This window comes from Microcoleus sp. F4-D5, assembly GCF_036704885.1.
Lineage (GTDB): Bacteria > Cyanobacteriota > Cyanobacteriia > Cyanobacteriales > Microcoleaceae > Microcoleus.
In genome coordinates this window covers 1-24,782 of sequence record NZ_JAUBSX010000083.1, presented here as the reverse complement: position 1 = coordinate 24,782, position 24,782 = coordinate 1, and the positions used below count along the sequence as shown (strand labels likewise).

Below are 24,782 nucleotides of genomic sequence, written 5' to 3'. Positions count from 1 at the left end.
TGTCTGTTTTCTGTGTTTACAAATTACTAATTACAAATTACTATTATTCGATTAATCCTAATTTTTGTAAGCGCGAACGAATGGCACCAGGCTGTCGCTGAAATCTCTGAACTAATTCGCCAATTGGTTGACCGCTAGCATATTCTTTCTTCAAATTTTCGTCTTCATCCTGACTCCACTTGACATAAGCTCTGGGATATTTCTGGCGAATTTTTTCATTCTGGGTTTTAGGTCGGTAAGCATTCTTTCGATCGGCATTCAAACCAGAACCAAACTGTGGGTTAATTTCCCCGCCGCGACTAGCTACAGCCTCCTGCACCCGGTTAGGAATAGCGGCAATTTCTTTTGATAGCTCAGCCAAAGCACTGTCTACTTTTTGCTGAAGTTCTGTTAGCTGCCGCTGCTGCAAACTGCCCCACTGCGGTAGTTCGTTGATAAACTGCTGCAAGTCCAGAATTATTGTTGTCAAAGTTTCGACTTGCTGCAACTCCGGCCGCTGTTTGAATTGGCGGCTGGTGATTTCGATCTCGCTTTGAATCATTTTAATAGTTTTTTCTAAAATTATTAGTCGCTGGCGCAGGTTCTCAATTGCTGAAATTAGAGAGTGTAAGTTTTCTCCAGGCCCCACATTGAGATTTTCGCGAGATGTTTGGGAAAGAGCTTCGTCTAAAGCATTTACAGCAAGTTGCAATTGCTCGATCGCGCGATCGGTAGTAACTGCTTGTTGATTTACGCGATCGAACGTTGCCGCCGTACTTGCTTTAACTTGCCCGTGCAACTTCTGCCGATTTACAAAATTTAACACCAACGAAATCACTACAGGCACTTGGGCGTAAACGCTCTGCCCCCAAACCAAACTAGCAGCCAATCCCACAGCAGAGGCAGCAATAAAAACTAATTCAACTGTTTCTAACAAATTGCTCGACTTGGGATTTTGGCTTTTGGTTGGTGAATTGGATGATGACATAGGCTAATACCATTTTAGATTTTAGATTTTAGATTTTAGATGTGGAATGACTGATGAAGCTCGGAGTTTGGATCGCGGGTCTATAGTTGCATTATTTTTTTAAACTGGTACAAGTATGTGGATAAAAAGAAAGTGCGATCGCACGCAGGCCCAGAATTGAGCATTGGCGATCGACAAATTAAGTTTTTTATTGACAGCCATGTAATTAAATATATTAAAGCTGCAAAATTAGTCGAGCTAAAGTGAAATAAATCAAGACCCCGAGGACATCAACTGCGGTGGTAATAAAAGGAGCAGACATTAAAGCGGGGTCTAAACCCAAAGAACGAAACAGGAACGGCAGAGCTGAACCGGCAATAGAAGCTAAAATTGCGATCGCCAACAAACTCACCCCCACCGCGGTTGCCACTGCTAAATTCCCTTGCAGAGTGTAAGCCCAGCCCGTCGCTACAGTCCCCAATATAGCTCCTAGCAGCGCTCCCGCCATCCCCTCGCGAACAATTACTTGAAACGGGCCCATTGCTGTAATTTCGTCAGTGTTCAAACCGCGAATTACCACAGTTGAGGACTGAGCTCCGACATTGCCTCCAGTGCCCGTCAGCAGGGGAATAAAGGCTGCTAGGGCGACTACTTGGTGCAAAATATCTTCTTGAGATCTAATAATTGCGCCGGTGACAGTATTAGTTAAAAGCAGAACAAACAGCCACAGCACCCTTTTGCGGGCAACAGTGATTAAATCGGTCTGAAAATAATTGTCGCCGCCGGACTGGACGCCGCCCAAGGTATAAATATCTTTGGCTGCTTCTTGTTCTAAAATGTCGATCGCGTCGTCAACTGTAATGATCCCGACCAGCCGCTGTTCGCGGTCTACAACGGGCACTGCTAAAAAATCGTAACGCTGGATCAGCCTAGCGACTTCTTCTTGATCCGTTCCTGTTTGAACCGAAACTACGTCGCGGGTCATAATTTCCCCGACAGTTTTGTCGAGGGGAGAAGTGACTAAATCCCGCAGAGATAAAATACCGGTCAAGCAGCGGGCGGCGTCAGTGACGTAAAGAGAATAAATTGTTTCGGTAGTTTTAGCCAAAGAGCGAATTCGGTCTAAAGCTTGCGCGACGGTAAAGCTTTCTTTCAGAGAAATATATTCCGGGGTCATGATCCGGCCCGCGGTACTGGCTTCGTAACCCAAAAGTTGAGCCGTAGCTTCGCGTTCCGTCGGGCTCAATTGACCTAAGAGGCGGCGCACTAATATTGCCGGCAGTTCGTCAAAGAGTTTAGCTCGATCGTCCGGAGACATTTTGTCTACAATATCAATGACTTCTTGGCGTTTGAATTTTTCGCAGAGGGACTGCTGAACGCTGGAGTCGAGATATTCGTAAACTGCGATGGCTTCGTCTTTGGAAAGCAAGCGGAAAGCTATTACTTGCATGGTTTCTGGCAGACCTTCGATAGCTTCAGCTATGTCTGCTTCCTGTACCGGGTGCAAAATCGCTTTTGCTCCTTTAAAGTCTCCTTCTTCCAACAGGGCTCTTAACTGCGATCGAACTAATTCGCGCAGTTCTTTTCGCGCGTAGGTGGGTAGAGAAGACGATTGATAACTTTTTTCTGTCACTGATGACCCTCCTAAACCTGTGCTGCGCGCCTTCCTGAATCCAGTTTAGAGCCTATTGACGCCACTGGTCGCAGCGATCGGACTTGCCCTGACAATATCCGCATATTATCCCTATTCTTCTGGTGCGCGCCGAGCACGTTGCCCGATTTGGGTTCAAATACATTTATCTTGATCGGCGACACTCATCGGTAGGAAAGGAGAATTGCGCCCGAACACTTTTTCCAACAGGTTTGTCGAACTTTGATTGCGAATAAAATTATTGACTGTTTCTTGCCATTCAGTGTCACTTGCTGGCAAGATCATGCCGTAGGAAATGCAGGTTAAAGGCTGCTCCGGTATCAGAGAATATTGGCTTTGAGTTAAACCCTGTCTCAACGCTTCTCCTACTAACAGCATTCCGTCGCTAGCGAAGGCATCGATTGTTCCGGATGCCGCATCTTTTACACCCGACTGTCGGCCCGCGATACCTTCATAAATTCGCTGGTTGGCTAGTTGATATCGGCCTGCAATAAATTGTTGGGTAACAGAACCGCTCAGCACGCCAATTGTCACGTCTTGCAGGAATCCCGAAGGGTTGACTTTCAGTCTGTTTTCTGGCTTGACTAACAGATAAGTGCCGCTGTATAAAAAAGGCACTGAATACGCAATCCCGCTGGGGGGATTTTTTAGGATTGTATTAGGCCCGCATTCTAGGTGAGCGCGCTTGCTGGTTACGCTGCGGAAGCGCCCTTTTTCTGCTGATTCGTTGAGGTCTGTTTCTAGTTTTTCTAAGCGGATGGAGCGATTTAATTTTTTTTCTAAGTCAGCTCGGAAAAGTTCTAAGCCTTCCATGCAAACTCCTTGCCATTTTTCACCTTCTAAGTAGCCGAAGGGAGGGGCATCTTTTCTGATGCCAACTTTGAGAATGCCGGTTTGCCTAATTTCTTCCAGTGCTGTCTGGGCTGAGGCAACTGCAGGTAAAGCTGCGGGAAATAAGATCGAAAATATTGCTGTAAATGCTGCGAGCTTGAAGTTTTTCTTGGTTAGCGTTGAGTTCATTCGTCCGGCATCCGAATAGATATTTTACTGGTTTTTAATATAATACGCAAAAAAAACATATTGTCAATATATTTTGGTGCTTGTATTTTGGGCTGTTGGGATGTTTTTGGTGGTGCGATCGGCTAACTTCAACCTGCACCCTCTAAAATTAAGTTTCGGGCGTTTTGCCCCACACAAGTGTCGCCTATTTTAATTAAGTCGCCATATCCAAGAATTTACAGGGGCTCTCTATCAGCTTTGACTGCTATATTTCACTCCTATTTTACTACCCCAATTAAACCAATAATTGATATTTTTCTTGTGCCAAACGGGAAAGCGGCTGCCAAACCAAACGGTTAGTCAATACAACCAACAGCGACATCACAGAAGTAGCCGCTAAAAGCAAGGGAAAATTCCCAGATGCCGTCGCCTGAGAAATAGTTTCTCCTAAACCCTCTGTAGTAACAATTAGACCTTGAAAATGCACGTACTCGCTGACAATACTGGCATTCCAAGCTCCGCCAACTGCCGCTATAATTCCTGTGATTAAGTAGGGAAAAATTCCAGGTAAAATTAAACTTTTCCAGCGCTGAATCAGGGATAGTTTGTAAACTTGCGCTGCTTCAAATAACTCCGAAGGTATGGCTTGAGCGCCAGCAATAACATTAAACAGCAAATACCACATTGTACCCAACATCATCAGCGCCACAGAACCAATTTGCAAGCCGCCTCCAGCGTGAATTAAAGCTAGTAGCAATACGGGAAATAAAGCGGTGGCCGGTACAGAAGCTGCTATTTGTACTAATGGCTGCAAAATTTGAGCTAAACGCGGATTTCGACCGATCGCCACTCCGACCGGCACTGTCCACAACAGCGATAAAAATAGGGCGCAAATGACTCGCAAAGCCGTGAAAAATGCACCAGTCATGACTTTTTGCCAGTCAGACAAATTCAGCAACCGCAGCAGCAACACCGCTTCCCAAGTTCCCCAAAGCACAATGACGGCAAACCCGCTGACAAATATCCAATTTATCCAATTTCCGATGCGGCTTTTTTGTCTGGGATTTGTTGGTAAATTAGCAGGTGCAAAAGTTCTTGCCAAACCGCGATCGAAACTGTCTCCAATCGGCGAAATGCGCGATTTAAATACGCGCAGCGTCGCGGATCGCCTCAAAAAATCCAACAAGTTTGACTGCGGTACATTGGTAGCATCCCCGGCTTGATATTTAAACTTTTCCACCCAAGCAATCAAAGGCTGCCAGATCAAAAAGTCTACGGCTAGAATAACACTAATTAATACTGCTAAACCCCAGCCGATAGCCCCAAAATTACCTTCATTGGCTGCCTTGCCCAAATAGGAACCGAGTCCGGGCAAATTAAAGTTTTTGTCGCCCAAGGTAAAAGATTCGATCGCAATCAAAAAGAACCAGCCGCCGGCTACTGACATGACACTGTTCCACACCAGTCCGATCGCACCAGCGGGCAATTCTAACGTCCAGAACTGCTGCCAGGCATTGAGCCGATAAACTCGAGCAGCTTCCTTAAGTTCTCGCGGAATGCCGGAAAGCGACTGATAGAAACTAAAGGTCATATTCCAAGTCATCCCAGTAAATATTAAGATAATCGATGCAAGTTCTACGCCGATTCTTTGACCGGGAAATAAAGTAATCAGCGCTAAAACAACTCCCGGCAAAAAAGATAAAACTGGAATCGACTGCAAAATGTCTAACAAGGGAATTAAAATTTTCGCTGCGAGGGGAAGGCGGTAAGCAGAATAAGCATAAACTAGGGTAAACAGCAGGGATAAAAAATAGGCTGCTGCCATGCGTAAAAGACTCTGGGCTGTATATGCTGGCAAGACACTTAGCGTAGTCTCAATTTTAAAATTCGGGTTGTAGTCACTGCTGAATTGAGAAGCTGTTTGGACAATGACCAAAATTAGAGAGAAGATTGCTAGAACCAGCAAGCCGTCTTGCCAAGTCCAAGCTGACCTTTCTAAAGTTTTATTGGCGGGTGTTAGAGGTCTTGTCATAATAATTATTTGTTGGGAATGGGCATCGGGAATCGGGCATCGAGCATTGGCAACTAATGAAAACAGAAAAAAGTCAACATTCTACAGATAACTAACCACTAACTACTCAGCTTTATCTTCTGATTCTAAGAAGATTTCGCCGCCCGGTTCATCGTAACTGTATAACTCTGCATAGCGACCCCAGTCAATAGCAGTTTTCAGTTGCCGCATTGCTTCTTTGGGACTAAAGTGGGCTTCTAGAATATCCAAAATTAACTCTTCAGAAATGCGGTGATTGCGCTTTGCCTGAAGCATTCGAGAAATTTGCTGTACGAGGCGAATATTGCTGAGAATTTGGGTGCGAACAATTTGTTTGCGCTGGTCAATGCCGCCGGCAATGAACTGAATGCCAACTGGTGTTAAAAGGAGGTCGCCTTCTTGAATTACCAGAAATTCCATTAATTTTGCTGCTTCCACGATCGGCAAAATGTCGTCAACCTCTAACATTAATTCTTGACCGAGGCGGTAGAGGTCTTTTTCCTTGCGGTCTTCCAAGAGTTCCAACAGACCTGCGATCGCACCGGTTCGCACCTGCGGCAGAGATTGGTATTTAGCGCTTTGAGGGGGTTGAGGTTGAGACACAGCAGCGACACTTTCAGCAGGTACTGTCACTGTTTCGCAGCTCAATTCGGGATTGGTGAGAATTTTGTAAACTTGGTCTACGAGAGCTTGGAATTGCGGAGTTTTGCGATCGCGGTAGTGCGGCAAAGTCACTGTCAATTCGGCGCGAATTCGCCCCGGATTGCGGCCCAAGACTACAATGCGATCGGCTAAAATTACCGCTTCCTCAATCCCGTGAGTTACGATTAAAACAGCTTTAGTCGGAATCTTCTTTTCTAGCCACAAATCTAATAACTCAAACCGCAAGTTTTCTGCAGTCAGCACGTCTAAAGCTGAAAATGGTTCATCCATGCAAAGCAATTCGGGTTCCACCGCCAAAGCTCTAGCAAATCCCACCCGCTGCCGCATTCCGCCGGAAAGTTCTTTCGGATAAGCATTTTCAAATCCATCTAAACCAATAATGTCAATCATCTGCAAGGCTTTTTGCCTGCGCGTTTCTGGCAATTCTCCTTTAGCTTTTAAGCCTAATTCTACATTTTCTAGTACCGTCAGCCAAGGATAAAGGGCAAAGTTTTGAAATACAATTGCCACCCCAGGATTTAAACCGACTAAAGGACGATTGCGGTAAAGAACTTGACCGCCGGTGGGCGGGATAAGTCCGGCAATCATCCGCATTAATGTTGATTTACCAGAACCGGAAGGTCCGAGCAAAGCTACTATTTCTCCCGATCGCAGCTCTAAATTAATTGGCTCTAAAATAGAGATTTTTTGACCGTTGGGCTGCTGGTAAGCTTTGCTAACGCCTTCTAAGGTAATAAGGCACTCTGTTGCTGTTTTAACTACCACAACTAAACCTCCTAGCTTGTTGTTTAAATTTTGTCAGCAGTCAGCAGTCCGCAGTCAGCAGTGATTAGTTAAAAACTCTGGGAAACTGAATGCTGACTGCTGACTAATTGATACCAGTTTCTTAATTAAAATAATGCAACGGCAGGCAAGCCCCAAACCATGATGCAGTCAATCGATTTTAGATTTTAGATGTGAGATTTTAGATTAAATAATTGAAGCATTGACCCCACGGATAAATTCTGGGGCTTGTATCCTGGATGCTTGATTGTCAGTCATTCTCAATCGAAAATCAAAAATCGAAAATCAAAAATGGTATGGCTGCCGAGTATTCGGTCAATTTTCTGTGACAGACGATCGCTTTTTCACCAGCAACAAGACTCGAAAAGCAGCGAGTTGGAGCGCAACTGAAAATACAACCAGCCAAGTAATTGAGCGGTGGTACAAAATTATCATCGCCCAACTGCCCAGAAATCACGATCGGCCATAGCCTGTGTTAAATATCGCACAGGCGGAACCTCTTTTGTCGGCAGGCACCAGTCCAGCTACGGCGGCTTTCAAAATCGATTCCTGGGCTCCCATACCCATACCCCATAAAGCCATTCTTGGCAATCCCCTCTGCTGATTTCCGAACAATACCAATGGGGCAAACAGTGAAGAAAAAATTACTGCAAACATCAGGGTTAAGATGTTGATGCGATCGAACTTGCCGCCCAAAAATCAGGGCTGCGATCGCGTCACTCCATCACCCAAGGGTAAAATATAGGAATCTGGCTGTCAAATCCGATCGCACTTCTGTGAAAGTCAGTCGATTTGAGATTTGAGACTTGGGTGTAAGCGCTGAGTCGAAGGATTTGAGATTTGAGATTTACTCCACAGATGAATCTGGGAGGTTGGAACTTTCGTCTAAAATTTTGAGTTCTCCACCGCAAGAGTACGTGGCACCGTTTCCGTTTTTGCGCCCGGTCAAAGGTAAGGAAGGGAAAATCCCATAGCCAGCCCCAATCAACTCTCAAGTATCTAAAGCAACCCAAAACAGCCCCGGCATCCCTTTTTTGATTTCTAAAGCTTCTGCTTTAAAATCGCGCGGCTTAAGATAAATTCGCTGAAGTAGCAACAGCACTATACCAATCCTAAATCATTTGTCAATTTCTTACTCCCAGCGGGTTCGGGGAGGGTTGGGGTGGAGTAAAAAATTTACGACTCCTGCAAGGATTGCTATATCCGCCCCAAAAAAGCTGGCACAGCCAAAATCGCAAAGCCGAACCGATAACCCAATTGCTTTGCCCGTGCGATCGGCTATCCTCAATAATGACGCTAGCGATCGCTATTGGATAACGTGCAGTCGATCCGCGTCCGACTCTATCGACCGCGAAATGTTAACCACGTAAATCCTTTCTTCTTCATCGTCACGGGTTATATACACAAAGATGTTTTGGGCAAAAATTGGATTGACAACTTATTACCTTGCTATAGTCAACAATTAATTAAAACTGTCAATATCACCTCCCAGCAGTTATCGCGAATCCCCTCGATCCAGCTATGGTTCCTGTTCAAACTGCCAATGTGTTGGGCTGGGATTTAGACTCTCATATCAAATCAAGGAACAGGGAACAGAAAAAACATTTTATGTAGGAATCGGTCTTAAAAGCTGCCTCTGAATAGTGTAGAATTATAACAAACCAGATGGGAGATTACAAGGTACGTATTGTGGGATAAAAATTCTCTGCGCTCTTAATTTTATTACAAAATGTTTAAACTTGTATCTTTTCTTTAACCATTTTGTATTCTTTACCAAATCTTTATTTTTTTTCTGTAGAGTCTTGTTATTGCTTATTGCGGGAGCATCTCATATTTGCAAAAAAACTTCTTCTGCCTCCTTCCTTCTTCCTTCAGACTCTTTCCTCCTGGCTCGCAGCCTCTGGGTTCCTAACTCCAATTTTTAGCTTGGCTGCTTTGATGGAGATGCTCCCGTTATTGCTGATTCAACTCAGTTTACAGCACTTTGGAACAAGAGTGAAATACCCCTTAGTTAAAAAAAGAGGTGTTTGTGACACACTTGCCCTGCTGCTCGAATCAAAGGCTCCGTCACGTTCGCCAGCATCAAATATACTGGTTTTGCCGCCACTGTTGGCAAACAATACCTATTGACAATCTGAACAGATATAGCCGATCGCTCTCTCTAAATTTAGTTAGACAGCGAGGGCTTAAGAAACAAAAGTTTTTAATCAGTAGAATTTAACATTTCTATTTATGGCCGATCGAGTTGAGAGATTGTCCTAGCGTTAATGGGTTTTCACTCTCAAAACTTTGCTGTGCTGTATAATTAATTATCGCCCAACAAATTGAAGGCAGCTCTATTCAGAGAGCGCTTAATTTATGGCTATCACTCGAATCAACCTGATGATAACCTTATGCCAAAGACCGCTTAAAAGATTGCTACCTCTTCTGCTTGGTGTGGTGGCCTCTTTTGCTGTTTTATTTACATGGCAACTGCTAACCCTCAACGGACAAACTCACATTGAGCATTTAATTCAGCAGGAAGCCAATGCGATTCAGTTACAACTGAGCGAAGAATTATCAACTCGGATGCTGACACTTCGGCAAATGGCGAATCGCTGGGAAGCCAATGGCGGTACACCAAAGGCTCTTTGGGAAGCCGATGCTGAGGCTTATGTAAAGGATTTCTACGGTTATCAGGCGATCGCATTAGTCGATCCATCATTTAAAGTGCAATGGGTTGTGCCACTGGCAGGGAATGAGGCAGTGCAAAACCTAGATCTTAATCGGGAACGGCGTCGCAAAATCACTTTGCAAGTGGCTCGTGATTTGCGTCAACCTATGTTAACTCGCAATGTTGCACTCGTTCAAGGCGGTCAAGGATTTCTAGCAAGTTTTCCTTTATTTGTAGGCGAGCGGTTTGATGGGTTTATTGTCGGAGTTTTTCAGTTTAAAACTCTATTTGACAGTATTTTAAAAAAGCCACATGGCTACAATGTGGCTATATATGATGGCACGAATTTGATCTACGGTCAAGAGCTTTCATCTCAATATTCACCACAGCATAAAACAGTTGTAGTAAGAGCCTATAGTGCCGAGTGGCGAATAGAGGTTTCTCCAACTTTAGATTTAGTAGAAAGGGAACATTTTCATTTACCAAAAGTTGTGTTAATTGGTGGCTTACTTTTAGTTTGGCTGCTGATGTTGCTCGCGTATCTCGCACAACTTAGTGCTCGCGAAGTCAATCAATTCAAACAAGTAAATCGCCAGTTGCAATGGGAAATTCACCAACGACAACAGGCAGAAATTGGGATCGCTCGACTAGCTGCGATCGTTGAATCTTCTGAAGATGCCATTATCAGCAAAGATTTAGAGGGTGTAGTTACAAGTTGGAATGTAGGAGCCGAAACAATTTTTGGCTATACAGCGGTCGAAATAGTAGGGCAATCAGGGAGAAAACTGATTCCCGCAGACTATCGGGATGAGGAAAAGGAAATTATCACCAAAATCCAGCGAGGAGAACGCATCAAACACTACGATACAAAGAGGCTGAGGAAAGATGGAACATTAATCGATGTCTCGATGAGTGTCTCCCCCATTAAAGACCAAGCAGGGAATATAATTGGAGCCTCAAAGATTGCCCGGAATATTGCTGACCGCAAACAAGCAGAAGCAGCACTACGTCAAAGTGAAGAACGCTGGGAACTTTCTGTACGCGGGAATAATGACGGCATTTGGGATTGGAATGTTCAAACCAATGAGGTCTTCTTTTCTAGTCGCTGGAAGGAAATGCTGGGCTATGAAGACCATGAAATCCAAAACATTTTAGACCAATGGGCTAATCTGATACATCCCGATGATTTGGGATGGGTGATGCAAGCCGTTCAGGATCATTTTGCCAAGAAAACTCCTTTCTATATCACAGAACATCGCCTTCGCTGCAAAGATGGTTCCTACAAATGGATTTTGGATCGCGGTCAGGCACTTTGGGATGATGCAGGTAACGTAATTCGGATGGCTGGCTCTCACACCGACATTACGGAACGCAAGCAAGCTGAATTTGCTTTACAGGTAAGCGAAGCCAGATATCGGCAATTGATCGATAACTTAAATGCGGGTTTTGTGATTCATGCGACAGATACCAGCGTCCAATTATGTAATGAAACCGCCGCTGAATTACTAGGGTTTTCAATGGCTCAAATGCTGGGAAAAACCGTGAGATATCGGGCATTGCATTTGGTGCGGGAAGATGGCAGCGTTATGCCCCTAGAGGAATATCCCGTGAATCAGGTTTTATCCACTGGAAGATCCATCAAAAATTTTGTTTTAGGGATAAAAAAAAGAAGTGATAGTTTTGTTTGGGTATTAGTTAATGCCTACCCTGAGTTAGATCGAAACGGTCAAATCACACAAGTTGTAGTTACGTTTATTGATGTTAGCAAGCGCAAAAAAGTAGAGCTGGAAATCCAAAAAACGCGCAATTTCTTACAAGCACTGCTGGATAATTTACCGGTGGCGGTTTTTGTTAAGGACGCACAGCCTAAACGATTTGGCGTATTTCAGTTTTGGAATAAAACCAGCGAACGGTTATTTGGCATATCAGCCGAACAAGCGCTCGGCAAAAGTGGCTATGATTTTTTCCCAACAGAACAGGCTATCTTTTTTGACCAAAAGGATAGAGAAGCTTTTGAGAAAGGTAAGACTGAGGATATTCTCGAAGAAGTCATTGACAGTCATTGTCTGGGAAAACGTTGGCTGCATACAATGAAGATTCCCATTTACGACGAGCAGCATCAGCCCCAGTACCTACTTTGTTTTTCAGAAGATATCACCGATCGCAAACACGCAGAAGCAGAGCTGAGAGAAATGAGTGAGGTGATGAAAAATGCGCTGTCGGGCATTTCCAAAATAGACACTCAAGGACGTTACCTCTATGTCAATAAAGCATATTCTGACGTGACAGGCTATCAGCCAGAAGAAATGATCGGGATGTCCTGGGAAAAAACCGTATATCCCGATGAGTTGGAAAAACTGGTTGCAGCCTATTGGCTGATGGTGCAAGAGGGCAGAGTTGAAGTTGAAACTAGAGGAGTTCGTAAAGACGGTTCGGTTTTTTATAAGCAGTTGGTGATGATTTCAACATACGACGAACAGCACCAATTTATGGGGCATTACTGCTTCATGAAAGATATTAGCGATCGCAAAAAAGCCGAACTTGCACTAGAAAAGGAGCTCTTGCGGAGTAAAACCTTCTTCAACACTTCACTCGACGGTGTTGTTGTCATGGATTGGGTCGGAAAAGTTATCGAAGCTAGTCCCAGTTTTGCTCAAATGCTGGGCTACACCCCAGAAGAAACCCTAAATCTGAGTGTGTTTGATTGGGATGCTCAATGGACGAAGGAAGAACTACAACTTATGCTGCAGAGAGAGGAGATTATTCCGCTGTTTGAAACGCGACATCGCCGCAAGGATGGTTCTGTATATGACGTGGAAATTAGCTGGAACCGGGTGGAATTACAAGATGAGATGATGAACTTCTGTATCTGCCGGGATATTAGCGATCGCAAACGCAGCGAAGCGGAACGCCAACAAGCAGAACAGGCACTCCGAAAGAGTGAAACTCGCTTCCAAGCCTTCATGAATCACAGCCCAGCCCCTGCCTGGATTACCGATGAAAATGGTGTAATGCTCTATGCCAGCCAGACTTATCTCAATACCTTCGAGTTACCCACTGACAATGTGATTGGAAAATCCATTTTTGAACTTTACCCCGCCGCCATCGCCCAACAATTTCTAGACAATATTCAAACGGTTGCTCAAACCACCAAGCTAATTGAAACGATTGAGATTGCGTCCCGTCGAGATGGAACCCTGGCTGAGTTTCTGGTTTACAAATTTCTCATCCCCGACTTATCTGGACAAATCCTAGTAGGTGGTGTGGCGATCGATGTGACGCGACAACATCAAGCGGAAACCGCCTTACAACTGAGTGAGGAACGCTTGAAACTGGCACTAGAAGCTTCTGGAGATGGACTGTGGGATTGGAAAATTGAAACTGGAAAAGTTTACCTAAATTCTTACTACCAGGAGATGCTGGGCTACAAGCCCGGTGAGTTGGTGATGGATTTGAACGTCTGGGAACAGATGATTCACCCCGATGATAAATTCTGGGTTTTTGAGTCTCTGAATAGTCACTTGCAAGATAGCTCAGTTAAGTATGCCTTTGACTATCGCGTGCGTTGCAAGTCAGGTGAGTGGAAGTGGATCGCTAACTACGGGAAAGTCGTTGCCTACGATGAACATGGTAAGCCTTTACGGATGATTGGAACGCACAAAGACATCAGCGATCGCAAACAAAAAGAACTGGCACTGCAGTACGCAATGGAAGCCGCAGAAGCAGCGAACTTGGCAAAAAGTACCTTCCTAGCCAATATGAGCCACGAATTACGCACTCCCCTCAACGTGATTCTAGGATTTGCTCAGGTGATGACCCATGACCCCTCTCTAACTCCCAACCAAAAAGAAGACCTGCAAACAATTCGTCGCAGTGGCGATCACCTCTTGAGTTTAATTAACGATGTGCTGGATCTCTCGAAAATTGAATCGGGACACTGCACAGTTGAACAAAGCGGATTGGACTTAATTGCGCTGCTGCATTCCCTCCGAAATATGTTGGCGGAACGAGCAAGTTCTAAAGGACTTGACTTTTGTTTCGAGATTGCGCCAGAAGTTCCCCAATTTATGATTGTCGATGCTCAAAAACTGCGCCAGGTTTTGCTCAATTTGCTGAGTAATGCCATCAAATTTACCGAGAGGGGAAGCATTACTTTGCAAGTCAGCATTGAGGCGGACGGTACAGGGGCATTAACCACAACTCGGCAGATTCTCCAGTGTGTAGTCGCTGACACAGGTGTAGGGATTGCATCGGTCGAACTCGATACTATCTTCGATGCGTTTGTGCAAGCCCAAGCTGGGAAGCGATCGATCGCCGGTACTGGTCTAGGTCTCACCATTAGCCGCAAATTGTTGGAACTCATGGGCGGAAAAATTTCTGTCAGCAGCACTCTGGGAGAGGGGAGTACCTTCACATTTACCCTTCCCGTCAGCCCCATCAGTGGAGTTAATGTTACACCGGAAGAGAATAATCGCCTCGTGATTGGGCTGGCTCCCAGTGAACGGGATCGTCGCATTTTGGTGGTTGACGATCAAGCAGAAAATCGCTTGCTAATGGTCAGATTACTGACACAATTAGGATTAGAGGTAAAAGAAGCTACCAACGGACAGCAAGCTGTGCAGATTTGGCAACAATGGCAACCCGACCTAACCTGGATGGACATTCGGATGCCCGTGTTAGATGGATACGAGGCTACGAAGCAAATTCGGGCAATGGAAGACGGACAGAACAGTATCATTATTGCACTTACGGCCCAAGCTTCCCAGAGCGATCGCGCCCTAGCCTTGGCTGCTGGCTGCAACGACTACATCAGCAAGCCCTTCCGGGAACAGACCCTATTTCTCAAGATGGCCGAATACCTGGGGTTAGAGTATGTATATGAGGAAGAGGAAACAGAAAAGGGGGAACGGGGAACAGATTGTTTTCCTTCTAACCTCTGTTCTGTTGCCTCTTCCGTTTCAGATTCCTTCGATCCAATGCTTTTGGCGACATTACCAAAAGAATGGGTGGTTGAGCTGGAAGATGCTGCTTTATGTGGGGATGATTTTGCGATCGTTGAACTGGTAGCTGAACTTTCATCAGACCTGGCTCAATTCGGTACTCATCTGACGGAACTCGCCCACCAGTATCAATTTGAGAAAATCCTTAATCTAATTCAAGGTAATTTCCCAAGTGGAATTCCTCCATTGGATTTATAAGCTGTTGTGCAGTTAAACGTTTGATTAGGACTAAGCTGTGGAGCATTTAACCAGTAACGAGGCTAGTAGGGTGCGTCATTCGCGAACCCTTACGCTGAAACGGAAAACCTTAGATGCTGACGCACCTTACGCAAGTCCTTTAAATGCCGAACAGCTTAGGAAATTAGGCACAGCCAACAATAATTCAATTTGATTGTTGGTAAAGTTTTCCAAAAAACATCCTTGATTTTTATTGATAACTACTGCTCTAAAATGCCTCATAAAGTACCAAAGATTTCGGAAATTACTCCTTTAGATTTAACAAATTTAGAGGACTGCAGTGAAGAATCAGTATATGCTCCCGGTCATATTCAGCCCCACGGAATACTTTTATTGTTGCAAGAAAAAACGCTCAATATTTTACAAGTAAGTGACAATGTAGAAGTGTTTTTTGGCATTGCTGTCGCAGAATTGCTAGGTCAGCCATTGCCATGGCTATTTGGTCACGAGCAAGTACAAGAAATGGTCAGGTATCTCAATCAAGAAAAGCTCAAGATTCATAATAGTTTTAATCTGAAAATACCTCTAAAAGACGGAAAAATTCAAAGTTTTAGAAGCACAGTGCATCAGCGACCCGATGAGTTGATTCTGGAACTAGAGCCCCAATTGACTATTGAAAATAATCATGCAATGGATTTTTATCAGCGTCTGCAAACAGTTATCCTCAACTTTCGCACTGCGCTCGGTCTTTCTGATTTAGCTCAAACCATTGCTAGAGAAGTAAAAGCCATGACAGGGTTCGATCGCGTGATGATTTATCGCTTTGAAGCCGATGAGCATGGGGTGGTGATTGCTGAAGAGAAAGAAAGCTATCTAGAAAGCTACTTGGGATTGCATTACCCGGCGATCGATATTCCCGTACCCGCCCGCAAATTGTTTTACAGAAATTGGGTTCGCCAAATTCCCAATATCAATTACACCCCGGCTCGCCTAATTCCCACCAACCATCCCGTAACCAATACGCCCCAGGATCTAAGTGCTTGTGTGTTAAGGGGAGTATCTCCCTACCACATTGAATATTTGCAGAATATGGGAGTGGCGGGGACACTGACGATTTCGTTAATTGACGATCGGCGCCTGTGGGGATTAATTGCCTGTCACCATTACAGCCCGCGATTGGTAGATTACGAAACTCGCAAAACCTGTGAATTTTTAGGACAATTTGCCTCGATCGAACTGGTGCATCAGCAAGAGCGAGAATTGAACGTTTACCGATCGCAGGCGAAAACTATTCAGGATAAACTTCAGCAGGCATTCCGGCGAGAGTCTAATTTTATCGAACAGGTATTGACCGAAAATGCTTCTCAATTGCTAGATTTAGTTCATGCTCAGGGAGCTGCAATTCTGCTCGACGGTCGTCTGACATTGGTGGGTCAAACACCATCTGAAGCTGAGGTTGGCGAACTCGTGCAGTGGTTGCTGAAAGACAACAAAGAACGAGTGTTTGCAACAGCTTCTTTGTCTGAGTTTTATCCCCAAGCGAAGCAATTCAAAGATCGAGCTAGCGGTGTTTTAGCAATCTCAATCTTGCTATGCTACGCCACACAAAAGTCATACCACATCCTGTGGTTCCGACCCGAACAAATTCAAACCATAAACTGGGCAGGTAATCCACAGGATGCTGTGTCGATCGACGAAGTTGGAAAAATGCACCTGTGTCCCCGCCAATCCTTTGAACGGTGGCAAGAGACAGTGCGGGAGATGTCTTATCCGTGGCAGATTGCAGAGTTAGAAGCTGCTGCCGAAATGAGACATATCCTCATGCTGGCGGTGTTAGAATTTTCGCAAGCTGCCCTAGAACACGCTGCTGAAAGGGCAGCAATAGCCAACCGTGCCAAAAGCCAGTTCCTTGCCAACATGAGCCACGAGCTCAGAACGCCACTCAACGCGATTCTGGGATTTACCCAGCTTATGAACCGCAGCCCCTATATCCCAGAAGAATTTCAAGAGCATTTAGGGATCATTACCCGTAGTGGAGAACATCTGCTGACATTGATCGACGATGTTTTGCAAATGTCTAGGATTGAAGCAGGGCAATTGGTACTGAGTACAAGCTGTTTTAATCTGCATCGACTGCTGGGTTCTATTAACGAGATGTTCTCCCTCAAAGCGCCTGAGAAAGGGTTACATCTGAGCAGCGAGTGGGATGCTACTGTCCCCCGTTATGTGTGTGGCGATCAAGCAAAACTTCGCCAAATCTTGATTAATCTGCTTGGGAACGCGCTCAAATTTACAACAACAGGAAGCATAGCCCTGCGCGGACGAGCTTTTTCCTCAGATGATATGCCATCGGGTACAAATGGCGATCGCGCCACTAATCAACCCGATGTTAAACCAACTATTACCCTGTGTGTCGAAGTTGAGGATACCGGATCTGGCATTTCCCCCTCAGATTTAGAATCGATTTTTGACGCATTCATCCAAACCAATCGCGGTCGTCACGATCGAGGAACAGGTTTAGGACTGTCTATCAGTCGTGAGTTTGCCCGTCTGATGGGAGGCGATATCACCGTGCGAAGCACCCTGGATCGAGGATCGACTTTTACCTGCAAAGTCGTTTTGGAACTACCAGAGTCCCTTGATTTAGAGGAACCTGAAACGAGCGATCGGATTATCGGGCTCGCACCCGGGCAAGCTATCTACCGAATTCTAGTAGCAGAAGACGTTCCAGAAAATCGGCAACTGCTGGTGACGCTGCTGGAGTCAGTTGGGTTTGATGTGTGTGCGGTGGAAAATGGGGCAGAGGCGATCGATCGTTGGCAAACATGGCACCCTGACTTGATTTTGATGGACATTCAAATGCCTGTCATGGATGGTTTTGAAGCGACGAGACAGATTCGATCGCAAGAGTCATTAGTCATTAGTCACGAGTCATCAGCAGATAACTCAGGGCAAATGTCACAGGACAACAGACAAATTACACGCATCATTGCCCTCACTGCCTATGCTTTTGAAGACGATCGTATCGCCAGCCTGCAAGTCGGTTGCGATGACTACATTGCCAAGCCGTTTACTGAAGACACACTTTTCGACAAAATAGCTCATCACTTGGGCGTCCGCTACTGCTACGCCGAAAAAGTTCCGCCAGAATCATCAGCTTCGCCAGCAAAGATATTTACTCTACACTTGAAAACCATGCCCGCCCAGTGGATTGCAGAAGTTCATGAAGCAGCACTCGATCTTAGTGATAATAAGCTTTATCAACTTATCGCTCAAATTCCCGAGGACAAACAAGATTTCATCAAGGCTATGACATCTCTGGTCGATAACTTTCAGCTTGAAGCGATCGCAACTCTCACCCAGATTTAGGAAGAATACCATGACAACTCTATTCAAACTTGCGGCCCAAACGAATATTCTGATCGTGGACGATAACCCGGACAATCTGCGGTTGTTAGCCAAAATTCTCGAGTCACAGGGCTATGTTGTCCGTAAAGCCCTCAACGGCAGAATGGCACTCCAAGGTGTTCAGCGCGACCCACCTGCTTTGATTTTACTTGACATCAATATGCCGGAAATGAATGGGTACGAAGTCTGCCAAAAGTTAAAAGCCTCGGAAACGAGCGATCAGATCCCGGTTATTTTTATCAGTGCGATCGAACGACTGGAAAACAAGGTACGAGCCTTTGAACTGGGTGGTGTAGACTATATTACCAAGCCTTTTCAAGAACAGGAAGTGCTGATGCGAGTAAAAAATCAATTACTCATCCAACAGCAACGCCAACAACTGCTCGAACAAAATCAACGTTTAGAACACGAAATCCAGGAACGTCTGAGGGCAGAAGCAGAAGTAAGGCAGCTATCCGTGACCGATGAATTAACTGGATTATATAACCGACGCGGCTTCTTTTTACTAGCAGAACAACAACTTAAAATTGCTCGCCGCACGCAAACATCCTATTTGATTTTGTTCGCTGACTTAGATGGTTTGAAAAAGATTAACGATACTTTCGGACACGAACTGGGAGACAGAATAATCGTTGACGCAGCTAAGATATTGAAGCAAACCTTTCGCGAGGCCGATATTATAGCTCGACTGGGAGGAGATGAATTCGCTTTATTTATTCCTAACTTTTCGGGCGATTCATCTACTAATTTCCACGAGCGGCTGCAAGAAAATATAGATCGCTTTAATCAACAGTCCGAGCGAGCTTATATCTCCATCAGCCTGGGTATACAGTTTGGGGATTTAAATACTGTATTTTCATTAGAAGAATTGCTGGCAAAGGCTGACCAACTCATGTACGAGCATAAACGCACCAAACGCTGTTTAAATCGTTAACTGTTCTTTTAATAATAGGGATATCGGCTCGCAAGAAGCATTATTATTTTTTAAATATCAAATTAACCGAGAAAGAGTAAACTGAACACAGGATAGAGAAACAGATTGAAGACTTTTCTCCCTCAGCGGGACAACACCATGCAGTACAAATCCTCACCACTAAACATGACAGGGTGGTCACCCGGTTACAAGGCGTCCCTGTATGAGGTTAAGGGTGCGATACAAAGATGTCGTCGGTATTGTCCACAACCCCGACCTAAAATCAACTTACTGATGCTGTATGGGTTGGGAATTTGCCTGCAGTTGCATTCTTTTTTTTAACTGGTATTATTTGCCCAAACCGATTTTATCTATTTTCCCAATCGCGCTAAAAAGATGCCTAACTGAACTGCAATTACTCCTAGTATGGCACTGCCTCCCCAGTAAACAGCGGCGATGCTGTAAGATCGATCGCGCCACAAGACATTCGTCTCTAAACCGTAAGTTGAAAAAGTAGTATAAGCACCCAAAAAGCCCGTTGCTACCATTAACCGCACTTCCGACGGCATAGTCGGCACTCGTTCAAAAGCGAGGGTAATAAAAAATCCCATAGCCAAGCAACCCGTGATGTTAATAAAAAAAGTTCCGTAGGGAAAAGCCGTCCCGAAACGGCTGGCAAACCACAAGGTGATATAATACCGGCTCAAAGCGCCCGCAACGGCACCTAAACTAATTGCGATCGGAACTCGAAAATTAGGGTCTTGTAGCATAAAAAAAGATTGCGAACACTTATTAGATTGTTAGAGGTGAGTGAGATTATAGATTAGCGGAAATGGGAAATGGGAATTAGGAATTGGAACTTGGGACTTTTGTCGAAAAGCGTTGGTAATTGAAACCCACAAATAACCAATGACTAATAACTGATGACTAATGACTGAGGTGCGCTAAACCGTACCTAAAACTAGGCGGTATCCTCCACATGAGTTATGATTGTGTAGCTACAATGCAAACAAGTGCTAAATTAACAGAGTAGACCAGAATTAATCTGTGGCTACACATACAAAGTCTGCATCCAGGGACTGTGAGATTTTTTGAAAATGTTTACTACCAAAGGAGAAGATTGATATGACAGATCCAAAAGTAACCGAGGAACCAATTTTAGAGGCAACTGTCGAAACGACGGATCTCGTCAAAAAAGAGATGCCCGACGCGAGTGATGAGGCGATCGCAGAAACTGCGGCGCTGTTTGAAGCAATTAAAAAACGCGCTACCGCCGAAGTGCAAGCAGCGGGCGAACTCACCCGCGAAGCTTATTTAAAAGCTGTCAATAAGGCGTCCGGGGCGATCGAACAAAATAAGGATCTCGCCCACGAGAGATTCACAGAAGCAGTCAGCCTGATTAAAAAAGAAACTGAGAAAAATTGGCTGGTGGTAGATGCGATTAAAACGCGGGCGCAAGCGCAGGTGCAAGATGCCGGCGAAGTCAGTCGCGAAGCTTATTTGAAAGCAGTGCGACAAGCGCGAGAAGCGGTGGAACAAAATAAATTGATCGAACGCGATCGCATCGAACAAGCTGTTGACCACATTCAGACGGAAGCTGAAAAGAATTGGCACCTTATTGTGAGGCAAATTGAGTCGCTAAACATTCGCTTGACAGAGACGGCTAAGTCTGCATGGAACGCGCTGACGGCGTTTGTTGACAAGAAGCATTAAACTCAGATATGGCACCATTTTAAAGAACAGGCAAGATGCCTGTGAAGCGAAGATTGAATTTTCTCGCTTCACAGGCATCTTGCCTGTTCATAAAAGGTTTTGACACTAAGCGCTATAATCAAAAAGCTTTATTTTTAGTCCATAACCCCCAATTATGAGAAGTTACTACTGCGGCGAACTGCGAAGCGAACACATCGGAGAGACTGTCACCCTTTACGGCTGGGTGGATCGCCGCCGCGATCATGGCGGGGTGATTTTTCTGGATGTGCGCGATCGATCGGGTATTGTGCAAATTGTCAGCGATCCTGAACGCACCCCCGATTCCTATCACGGGGCTGAGGCTTTACGCAGCGAATACGTGCTTAAAATTACCGGGCGAGTCACCAACCGCCCCGAAGAGTCCCTCAACCCGAAATTGCCTACGGGTGAAGTAGAAATTTATGCTGACGAAATTGAGTTGTTAAATGCGGTTCGCAAACAGTTGCCGTTTCAGGTGGCGACGGCGGAAAATGAAAGCGTCCGGGAAGATTTGCGGCTGAAATATCGCTATTTGGACTTGCGGCGCGATCGTATGAGTCGGAATTTGCAGCTTCGCCACCAAGTAGTGAAAGCTATGCGTCGCCACTTGGAAGATGTTGAAGGTTTTATTGAAGTTGAAACACCGATTTTAACGCGATCGACTCCAGAAGGTGCGAGAGATTATTTAGTTCCCAGCCGCGTCAATCTCGGTGCATGGTATGCTTTGCCGCAGTCGCCGCAGTTGTTCAAACAATTGTTAATGGTGTCTGGTTTTGACAGATATTATCAAATTGCCCGCTGTTTCCGCGATGAAGATTTGCGCGCTGACAGACAGCCGGAATTTACGCAATTGGACATGGAAATGAGTTTCATGTCTGTGGAAGAAGTAATTGCCTTAAATGAAGGTTTAGTCTGCCATATTTTCCAAACTGTCAAAGGCGTTGAATTGCCTTGTCCTTTTCCGCGTTTGACTTACGCAGAAGCGATGGATCGCTACGGTAGCGACAAACCGGATACTCGCTTCGGTATGGAATTAGTCGATGTTTCCGATTTGATGAAAGATTCGGGATTTAAGGTATTTTCTGGGGCCGTTGCTGCGGGCGGAATTGTGAAAGTTTTGCCGATTCCGGGCGGGAATGATGCGATTTCTAACGTGCGGATTAAACCGGGTCCGAAAGGCGATTTGTTTAAGGAAGCCAGCGAAGCGGGTGCGAAGGGATTGGCTTACATCCGCGTGCGGGATAACGGCGAAATTGATACGATCGGCGCTATTAAGGATAATTTGACGGAAGCGCAAAAACAGGAATTGCTCGATCGCACCGGCGCGCAACCGGGTCATTTGTTGTTATTCGCAGCAGCCGACGCGACAACTGTCAACAAGACTTTGGATAGATTGCGTTTGTTCGTCGGTAACGAATTGGGATTGATTGACAAAGACAAGATGAATCTGCTGTGGGTGACAGATTTCCCGATGTTTGAATGGAACGCTGACGAGAAGCGTTTAGAAGCACTGCACCACCCGTTTACGGCGCCGCATCCCGACGATATTAACGATTTGAAAACTGCGAGGGCTCAAGCTTACGATTTGGTGTTAAACGGTACAGAAGTTGGCGGCGGTTCTCTGCGGATTTACCAGCGGGAAGTTCAGGAAAAGGTGTTTGAGGCGATCGGCTTATCGACTGAGGAAGCTTACAATAAGTTTGGCTTTTTGTTGGATGCGTTTGAGTATGGAACTCCGCCCCACGGAGGCATTGCTTACGGTTTGGATCGGCTGGTGATGCTGTTGGCTGGTGAGGAATCGATTCGCGATGTGATTGCGTTTCCGAAGACGCAGCAGGCTGCTTGTTTGCTGACGAATGCGCCGTCTGGTGTGGATGAGAAGCAGTTGAAGGAGTTGCAAGTGCGATCGACTTATACGCCCAAGTCATAAGGGCGATCGGGACTTAGGCAAAGCCTATGTGTCATGCTGAGAGAAGCGAAGCATCTCGATCGATGCTTCACTTGACTGCGTTTTGTTCAGCATGACAGACACGATTCTGCGTCCTGGACTGTCATTGAGTCAAAACTTTCGCTGATACTGTATGCTCTAGTTACATTCCACGTTTTTAGACTAAAAACGCTATAATTAGCATAATCGAAAATAGGTAAAAACGATGTCAACAGTTTATCGTTTAAAAGCCAGCGAACTCAATCATCATTTTTTAGAACAAATCAAGGCGACTTTTGGAGATAAAGAGATTGAAATAATTGTTTCTGAGTGTGATGAAACCGAATATCTTTTGAAATCCGAAGTCAACAAAAATAGACTTTTAACAGCTATTGAAAATGTTAAAGAGCGGCAAAATGTAGTTGAAGTTAACTTACAGAATTTGCAATGAGCCGAAGAATTGTTTTTGAATCTTCTGCTTTTGCAGATTTTAATGAATGGGCAAAATTAGACAAAAAGATTTATCGCAAAATTGTAGAATTGATTAAAGATATAGACCGCTCACCGTTTGAAGGATTGGGAAAACCTGAACCTCTGAAATACGAGTTAAGTGGTTTTTGGTCTAGGCGCATTGATAACGAACATCGTTTGGTTTACCAAGTTACGGATCGAGAAATTGCGATCGTGGCTTGTAAGTATCATTACACTGAATAGATGTGATTGCGTTTCCGAAGACGCAGCAGCCGGGTTGTTTGCTGACAAATGCGCCGTCTGGTGTGGATGAGAAGCAGTTGAAGGAGTTGCAAGTGCGATCGACTTATACGCCCAAGTCATAATTATGAAACACCTTGACAATTTAACCATTCATAGGTTCCGAGGCCTGCGAGATTTAACCTTGCAGGACTTGGGTCAAATCAACATATTGGTTGGTGGGAATAACTCAGGTAAAACCAGTGTTTTAGAGGCGATATCAACCTATTGTCGCCCCTTAGATTCGCTGGAATGGCTGAACACATCGTGGCGGCGAGAAATCAAATATTCTCGCAAGCCAAGACTGGAGGCACTAAAATGGCTGTTTCCTCAAAATAAAGAAGAAGAACAATTGGATTTTTACCAAATGGAAACTCATGTTTCTGGTAATGGTAAGTTTTTAGTGAGAGAGTCGAAGGCAATTTACCAAGAATTTGAGGGAGTGGAATTATCGGAAGATGACGAAAGTCAATCCTCAGACGATCTGGGATTTGATAATACTCTGCGAGGTGCAGAAATAGAGCTAAAAGCTATTATATCGGATTCACCCAATGAATTATCTGAATTTTTTGAAATTTGGGAAAATGAGCGTTTAACGAATCGGCGAATTCGCTCAGATGCAATGCTGTCAGTTAATACTGTGACACCTTTTTCTCACCGCATAGAACAGTCACAAGTTGACTTGCTCTCAGAAGCTATTTTTCACCGTTTTAAGCCGGAAGTGATTAAGCTATTGCAAGTGATGGATTCAGGAATTATTGATTTAGTGATTCTCTCGCATGGCGGCAATCGTAGCAGTCTCTATATTGACCACAAACAAGTGGGAATTTCACCATTAAGTTCTTTTGGTGATGGAGTACGTCGCTTGCTATTTATTGCTCTAACGCTGACAAAAGTCAGAGGTGGAGTTTTGCTAATTGATGAGATAGAAACAGCAATTCATACTGAAGCTCTTCGCAGTTCATTTGCTTGGATTGTGCAGTGGTGCAAGCAAATGAATGTTCAATTATTTGCAACTACCCATAGTTTAGAAACAGTTGACGCGATGTTGGATGCTAGTACACTTGGGCGTGAATAGAGCTACCATTTATATGTAGATGTAGAAGGTAGAACAGATCGATGCCCAGACTA

At 44.8% G+C, this 24,782-nt stretch carries 16 protein-coding genes; 10 read left to right on the top strand and 6 right to left on the bottom strand.

Features of this window, described 5'->3' with window-relative positions:
* Positions 1-43: 43 nt before the first annotated feature.
* The 5 genes from QUA80_RS27585 to QUA80_RS27565 form a co-directional block, all read right to left on the bottom strand.
* A complete protein-coding gene (locus QUA80_RS27585) occupies positions 44-967 on the bottom strand; it encodes a hypothetical protein (protein ID WP_333428170.1) in 924 nt (307 codons plus the stop codon).
* Positions 968-1,181: 214 nt separating this feature from the next.
* Entirely contained in the window at positions 1,182-2,579 is a 1,398-nt protein-coding gene (mgtE, locus tag QUA80_RS27580; RefSeq protein ID WP_333428169.1) for a magnesium transporter, read from the bottom strand.
* 153 nt (positions 2,580-2,732) lie between these two features.
* Positions 2,733-3,617 carry an amino acid ABC transporter substrate-binding protein gene (locus QUA80_RS27575; RefSeq protein WP_333428168.1) on the bottom strand — a complete coding sequence of 295 codons (885 nt, stop codon included), beginning with the start codon at positions 3,615-3,617 and terminating at the stop codon, positions 2,733-2,735.
* 274 nt (positions 3,618-3,891) lie between these two features.
* The gene (locus QUA80_RS27570; protein WP_333428167.1) at positions 3,892-5,628 is read right to left on the bottom strand and encodes an ABC transporter permease subunit; all 1,737 of its coding nucleotides are present in this window, start codon (positions 5,626-5,628) and stop codon (positions 3,892-3,894) included.
* 102 nt (positions 5,629-5,730) lie between these two features.
* Positions 5,731-7,074, bottom strand: a complete 1,344-nt coding sequence (locus QUA80_RS27565) for a nitrate/sulfonate/bicarbonate ABC transporter ATP-binding protein (RefSeq protein WP_333428166.1) — start codon at positions 7,072-7,074, stop codon at positions 5,731-5,733.
* Positions 7,075-7,339: 265 nt separating this feature from the next.
* Between QUA80_RS27565 and QUA80_RS27560 the strand changes: the two genes are divergently transcribed.
* From QUA80_RS27560 to QUA80_RS27540, 5 genes are all read left to right on the top strand, one after another.
* The gene (locus tag QUA80_RS27560) at positions 7,340-7,561 is read left to right on the top strand and encodes a hypothetical protein (RefSeq protein WP_333428165.1); all 222 of its coding nucleotides are present in this window, start codon (positions 7,340-7,342) and stop codon (positions 7,559-7,561) included.
* A 652-nt stretch (positions 7,562-8,213) separates the two neighbouring features.
* Positions 8,214-8,462, top strand: a complete 249-nt coding sequence (locus QUA80_RS27555; RefSeq protein WP_333428164.1) for a hypothetical protein — start codon at positions 8,214-8,216, stop codon at positions 8,460-8,462.
* A 988-nt stretch (positions 8,463-9,450) separates the two neighbouring features.
* Complete coding sequence (locus tag QUA80_RS27550; protein ID WP_333428163.1) at positions 9,451-14,943, top strand: PAS domain S-box protein; 5,493 nt, start codon at positions 9,451-9,453, stop codon at positions 14,941-14,943.
* 252 nt (positions 14,944-15,195) lie between these two features.
* A complete protein-coding gene (locus tag QUA80_RS27545) occupies positions 15,196-18,291 on the top strand; it encodes a response regulator (protein ID WP_333428162.1) in 3,096 nt (1,031 codons plus the stop codon).
* A gap of 10 nt (positions 18,292-18,301) precedes the next feature.
* Positions 18,302-19,264 (top strand): diguanylate cyclase, encoded by a 963-nt coding sequence (locus QUA80_RS27540; RefSeq protein WP_333428161.1) that lies wholly within the window; start codon positions 18,302-18,304, stop codon positions 19,262-19,264.
* A 350-nt stretch (positions 19,265-19,614) separates the two neighbouring features.
* On the opposite strand, the gene crcB is transcribed toward QUA80_RS27540, so the two are convergent.
* The gene (gene crcB / locus QUA80_RS27535; RefSeq protein ID WP_333428160.1) at positions 19,615-20,013 is read right to left on the bottom strand and encodes a fluoride efflux transporter CrcB; all 399 of its coding nucleotides are present in this window, start codon (positions 20,011-20,013) and stop codon (positions 19,615-19,617) included.
* 355 nt (positions 20,014-20,368) lie between these two features.
* On the opposite strand from crcB, the gene QUA80_RS27530 reads away from it, so the two are divergent.
* The 5 genes from QUA80_RS27530 to QUA80_RS27510 all read left to right on the top strand — a co-directional run bounded on the left by QUA80_RS27530 (position 20,369) and on the right by QUA80_RS27510 (position 24,729).
* Positions 20,369-20,956: a hypothetical protein gene (locus QUA80_RS27530; RefSeq protein WP_333428159.1), complete on the top strand. Its 588-nt coding sequence runs from the start codon at positions 20,369-20,371 to the stop codon at positions 20,954-20,956.
* A gap of 154 nt (positions 20,957-21,110) precedes the next feature.
* The gene (gene aspS, locus QUA80_RS27525; RefSeq protein ID WP_333428158.1) at positions 21,111-22,904 is read left to right on the top strand and encodes an aspartate--tRNA ligase; all 1,794 of its coding nucleotides are present in this window, start codon (positions 21,111-21,113) and stop codon (positions 22,902-22,904) included.
* 223 nt (positions 22,905-23,127) lie between these two features.
* On the top strand, positions 23,128-23,352 hold the full coding sequence (locus tag QUA80_RS27520) for a hypothetical protein (RefSeq protein ID WP_333428157.1): 225 nt from the start codon (positions 23,128-23,130) through the stop codon (positions 23,350-23,352).
* Positions 23,349-23,615: a Txe/YoeB family addiction module toxin gene (locus QUA80_RS27515; protein WP_194069249.1), complete on the top strand. Its 267-nt coding sequence runs from the start codon at positions 23,349-23,351 to the stop codon at positions 23,613-23,615. Before QUA80_RS27520 ends, QUA80_RS27515 begins: the two co-directional genes overlap by 4 nt.
* A 124-nt stretch (positions 23,616-23,739) precedes the next feature.
* Positions 23,740-24,729: an AAA family ATPase gene (locus tag QUA80_RS27510; RefSeq protein ID WP_333428156.1), complete on the top strand. Its 990-nt coding sequence runs from the start codon at positions 23,740-23,742 to the stop codon at positions 24,727-24,729.
* The last annotated feature ends 53 nt before the right edge of the window (positions 24,730-24,782 follow it).

What these genes read in the sequence shown, in the direction of transcription:
- QUA80_RS27585 (WP_333428170.1), bottom strand. Translation starts at nt 967, where the DNA reads ATGTCATCATCCAATTCACCAACCAAAAGCCAAAATCCCAAGTCGAGC.
- QUA80_RS27575 (WP_333428168.1), bottom strand. Translation starts at nt 3,617, where the DNA reads ATGAACTCAACGCTAACCAAGAAAAACTTCAAGCTCGCAGCATTTACA.
- QUA80_RS27570 (WP_333428167.1), bottom strand. Translation starts at nt 5,628, where the DNA reads ATGACAAGACCTCTAACACCCGCCAATAAAACTTTAGAAAGGTCAGCT.
- QUA80_RS27550 (WP_333428163.1), top strand. Translation starts at nt 9,451, where the DNA reads ATGGCTATCACTCGAATCAACCTGATGATAACCTTATGCCAAAGACCG.
- QUA80_RS27545 (WP_333428162.1), top strand. Translation starts at nt 15,196, where the DNA reads ATGCCTCATAAAGTACCAAAGATTTCGGAAATTACTCCTTTAGATTTA.
- QUA80_RS27540 (WP_333428161.1), top strand. Translation starts at nt 18,302, where the DNA reads ATGACAACTCTATTCAAACTTGCGGCCCAAACGAATATTCTGATCGTG.
- crcB (WP_333428160.1), bottom strand. Translation starts at nt 20,013, where the DNA reads ATGCTACAAGACCCTAATTTTCGAGTTCCGATCGCAATTAGTTTAGGT.
- QUA80_RS27530 (WP_333428159.1), top strand. Translation starts at nt 20,369, where the DNA reads ATGACAGATCCAAAAGTAACCGAGGAACCAATTTTAGAGGCAACTGTC.
- aspS (WP_333428158.1), top strand. Translation starts at nt 21,111, where the DNA reads ATGAGAAGTTACTACTGCGGCGAACTGCGAAGCGAACACATCGGAGAG.
- QUA80_RS27520 (WP_333428157.1), top strand. Translation starts at nt 23,128, where the DNA reads ATGTCAACAGTTTATCGTTTAAAAGCCAGCGAACTCAATCATCATTTT.
- QUA80_RS27515 (WP_194069249.1), top strand. Translation starts at nt 23,349, where the DNA reads ATGAGCCGAAGAATTGTTTTTGAATCTTCTGCTTTTGCAGATTTTAAT.
- QUA80_RS27510 (WP_333428156.1), top strand. Translation starts at nt 23,740, where the DNA reads ATGAAACACCTTGACAATTTAACCATTCATAGGTTCCGAGGCCTGCGA.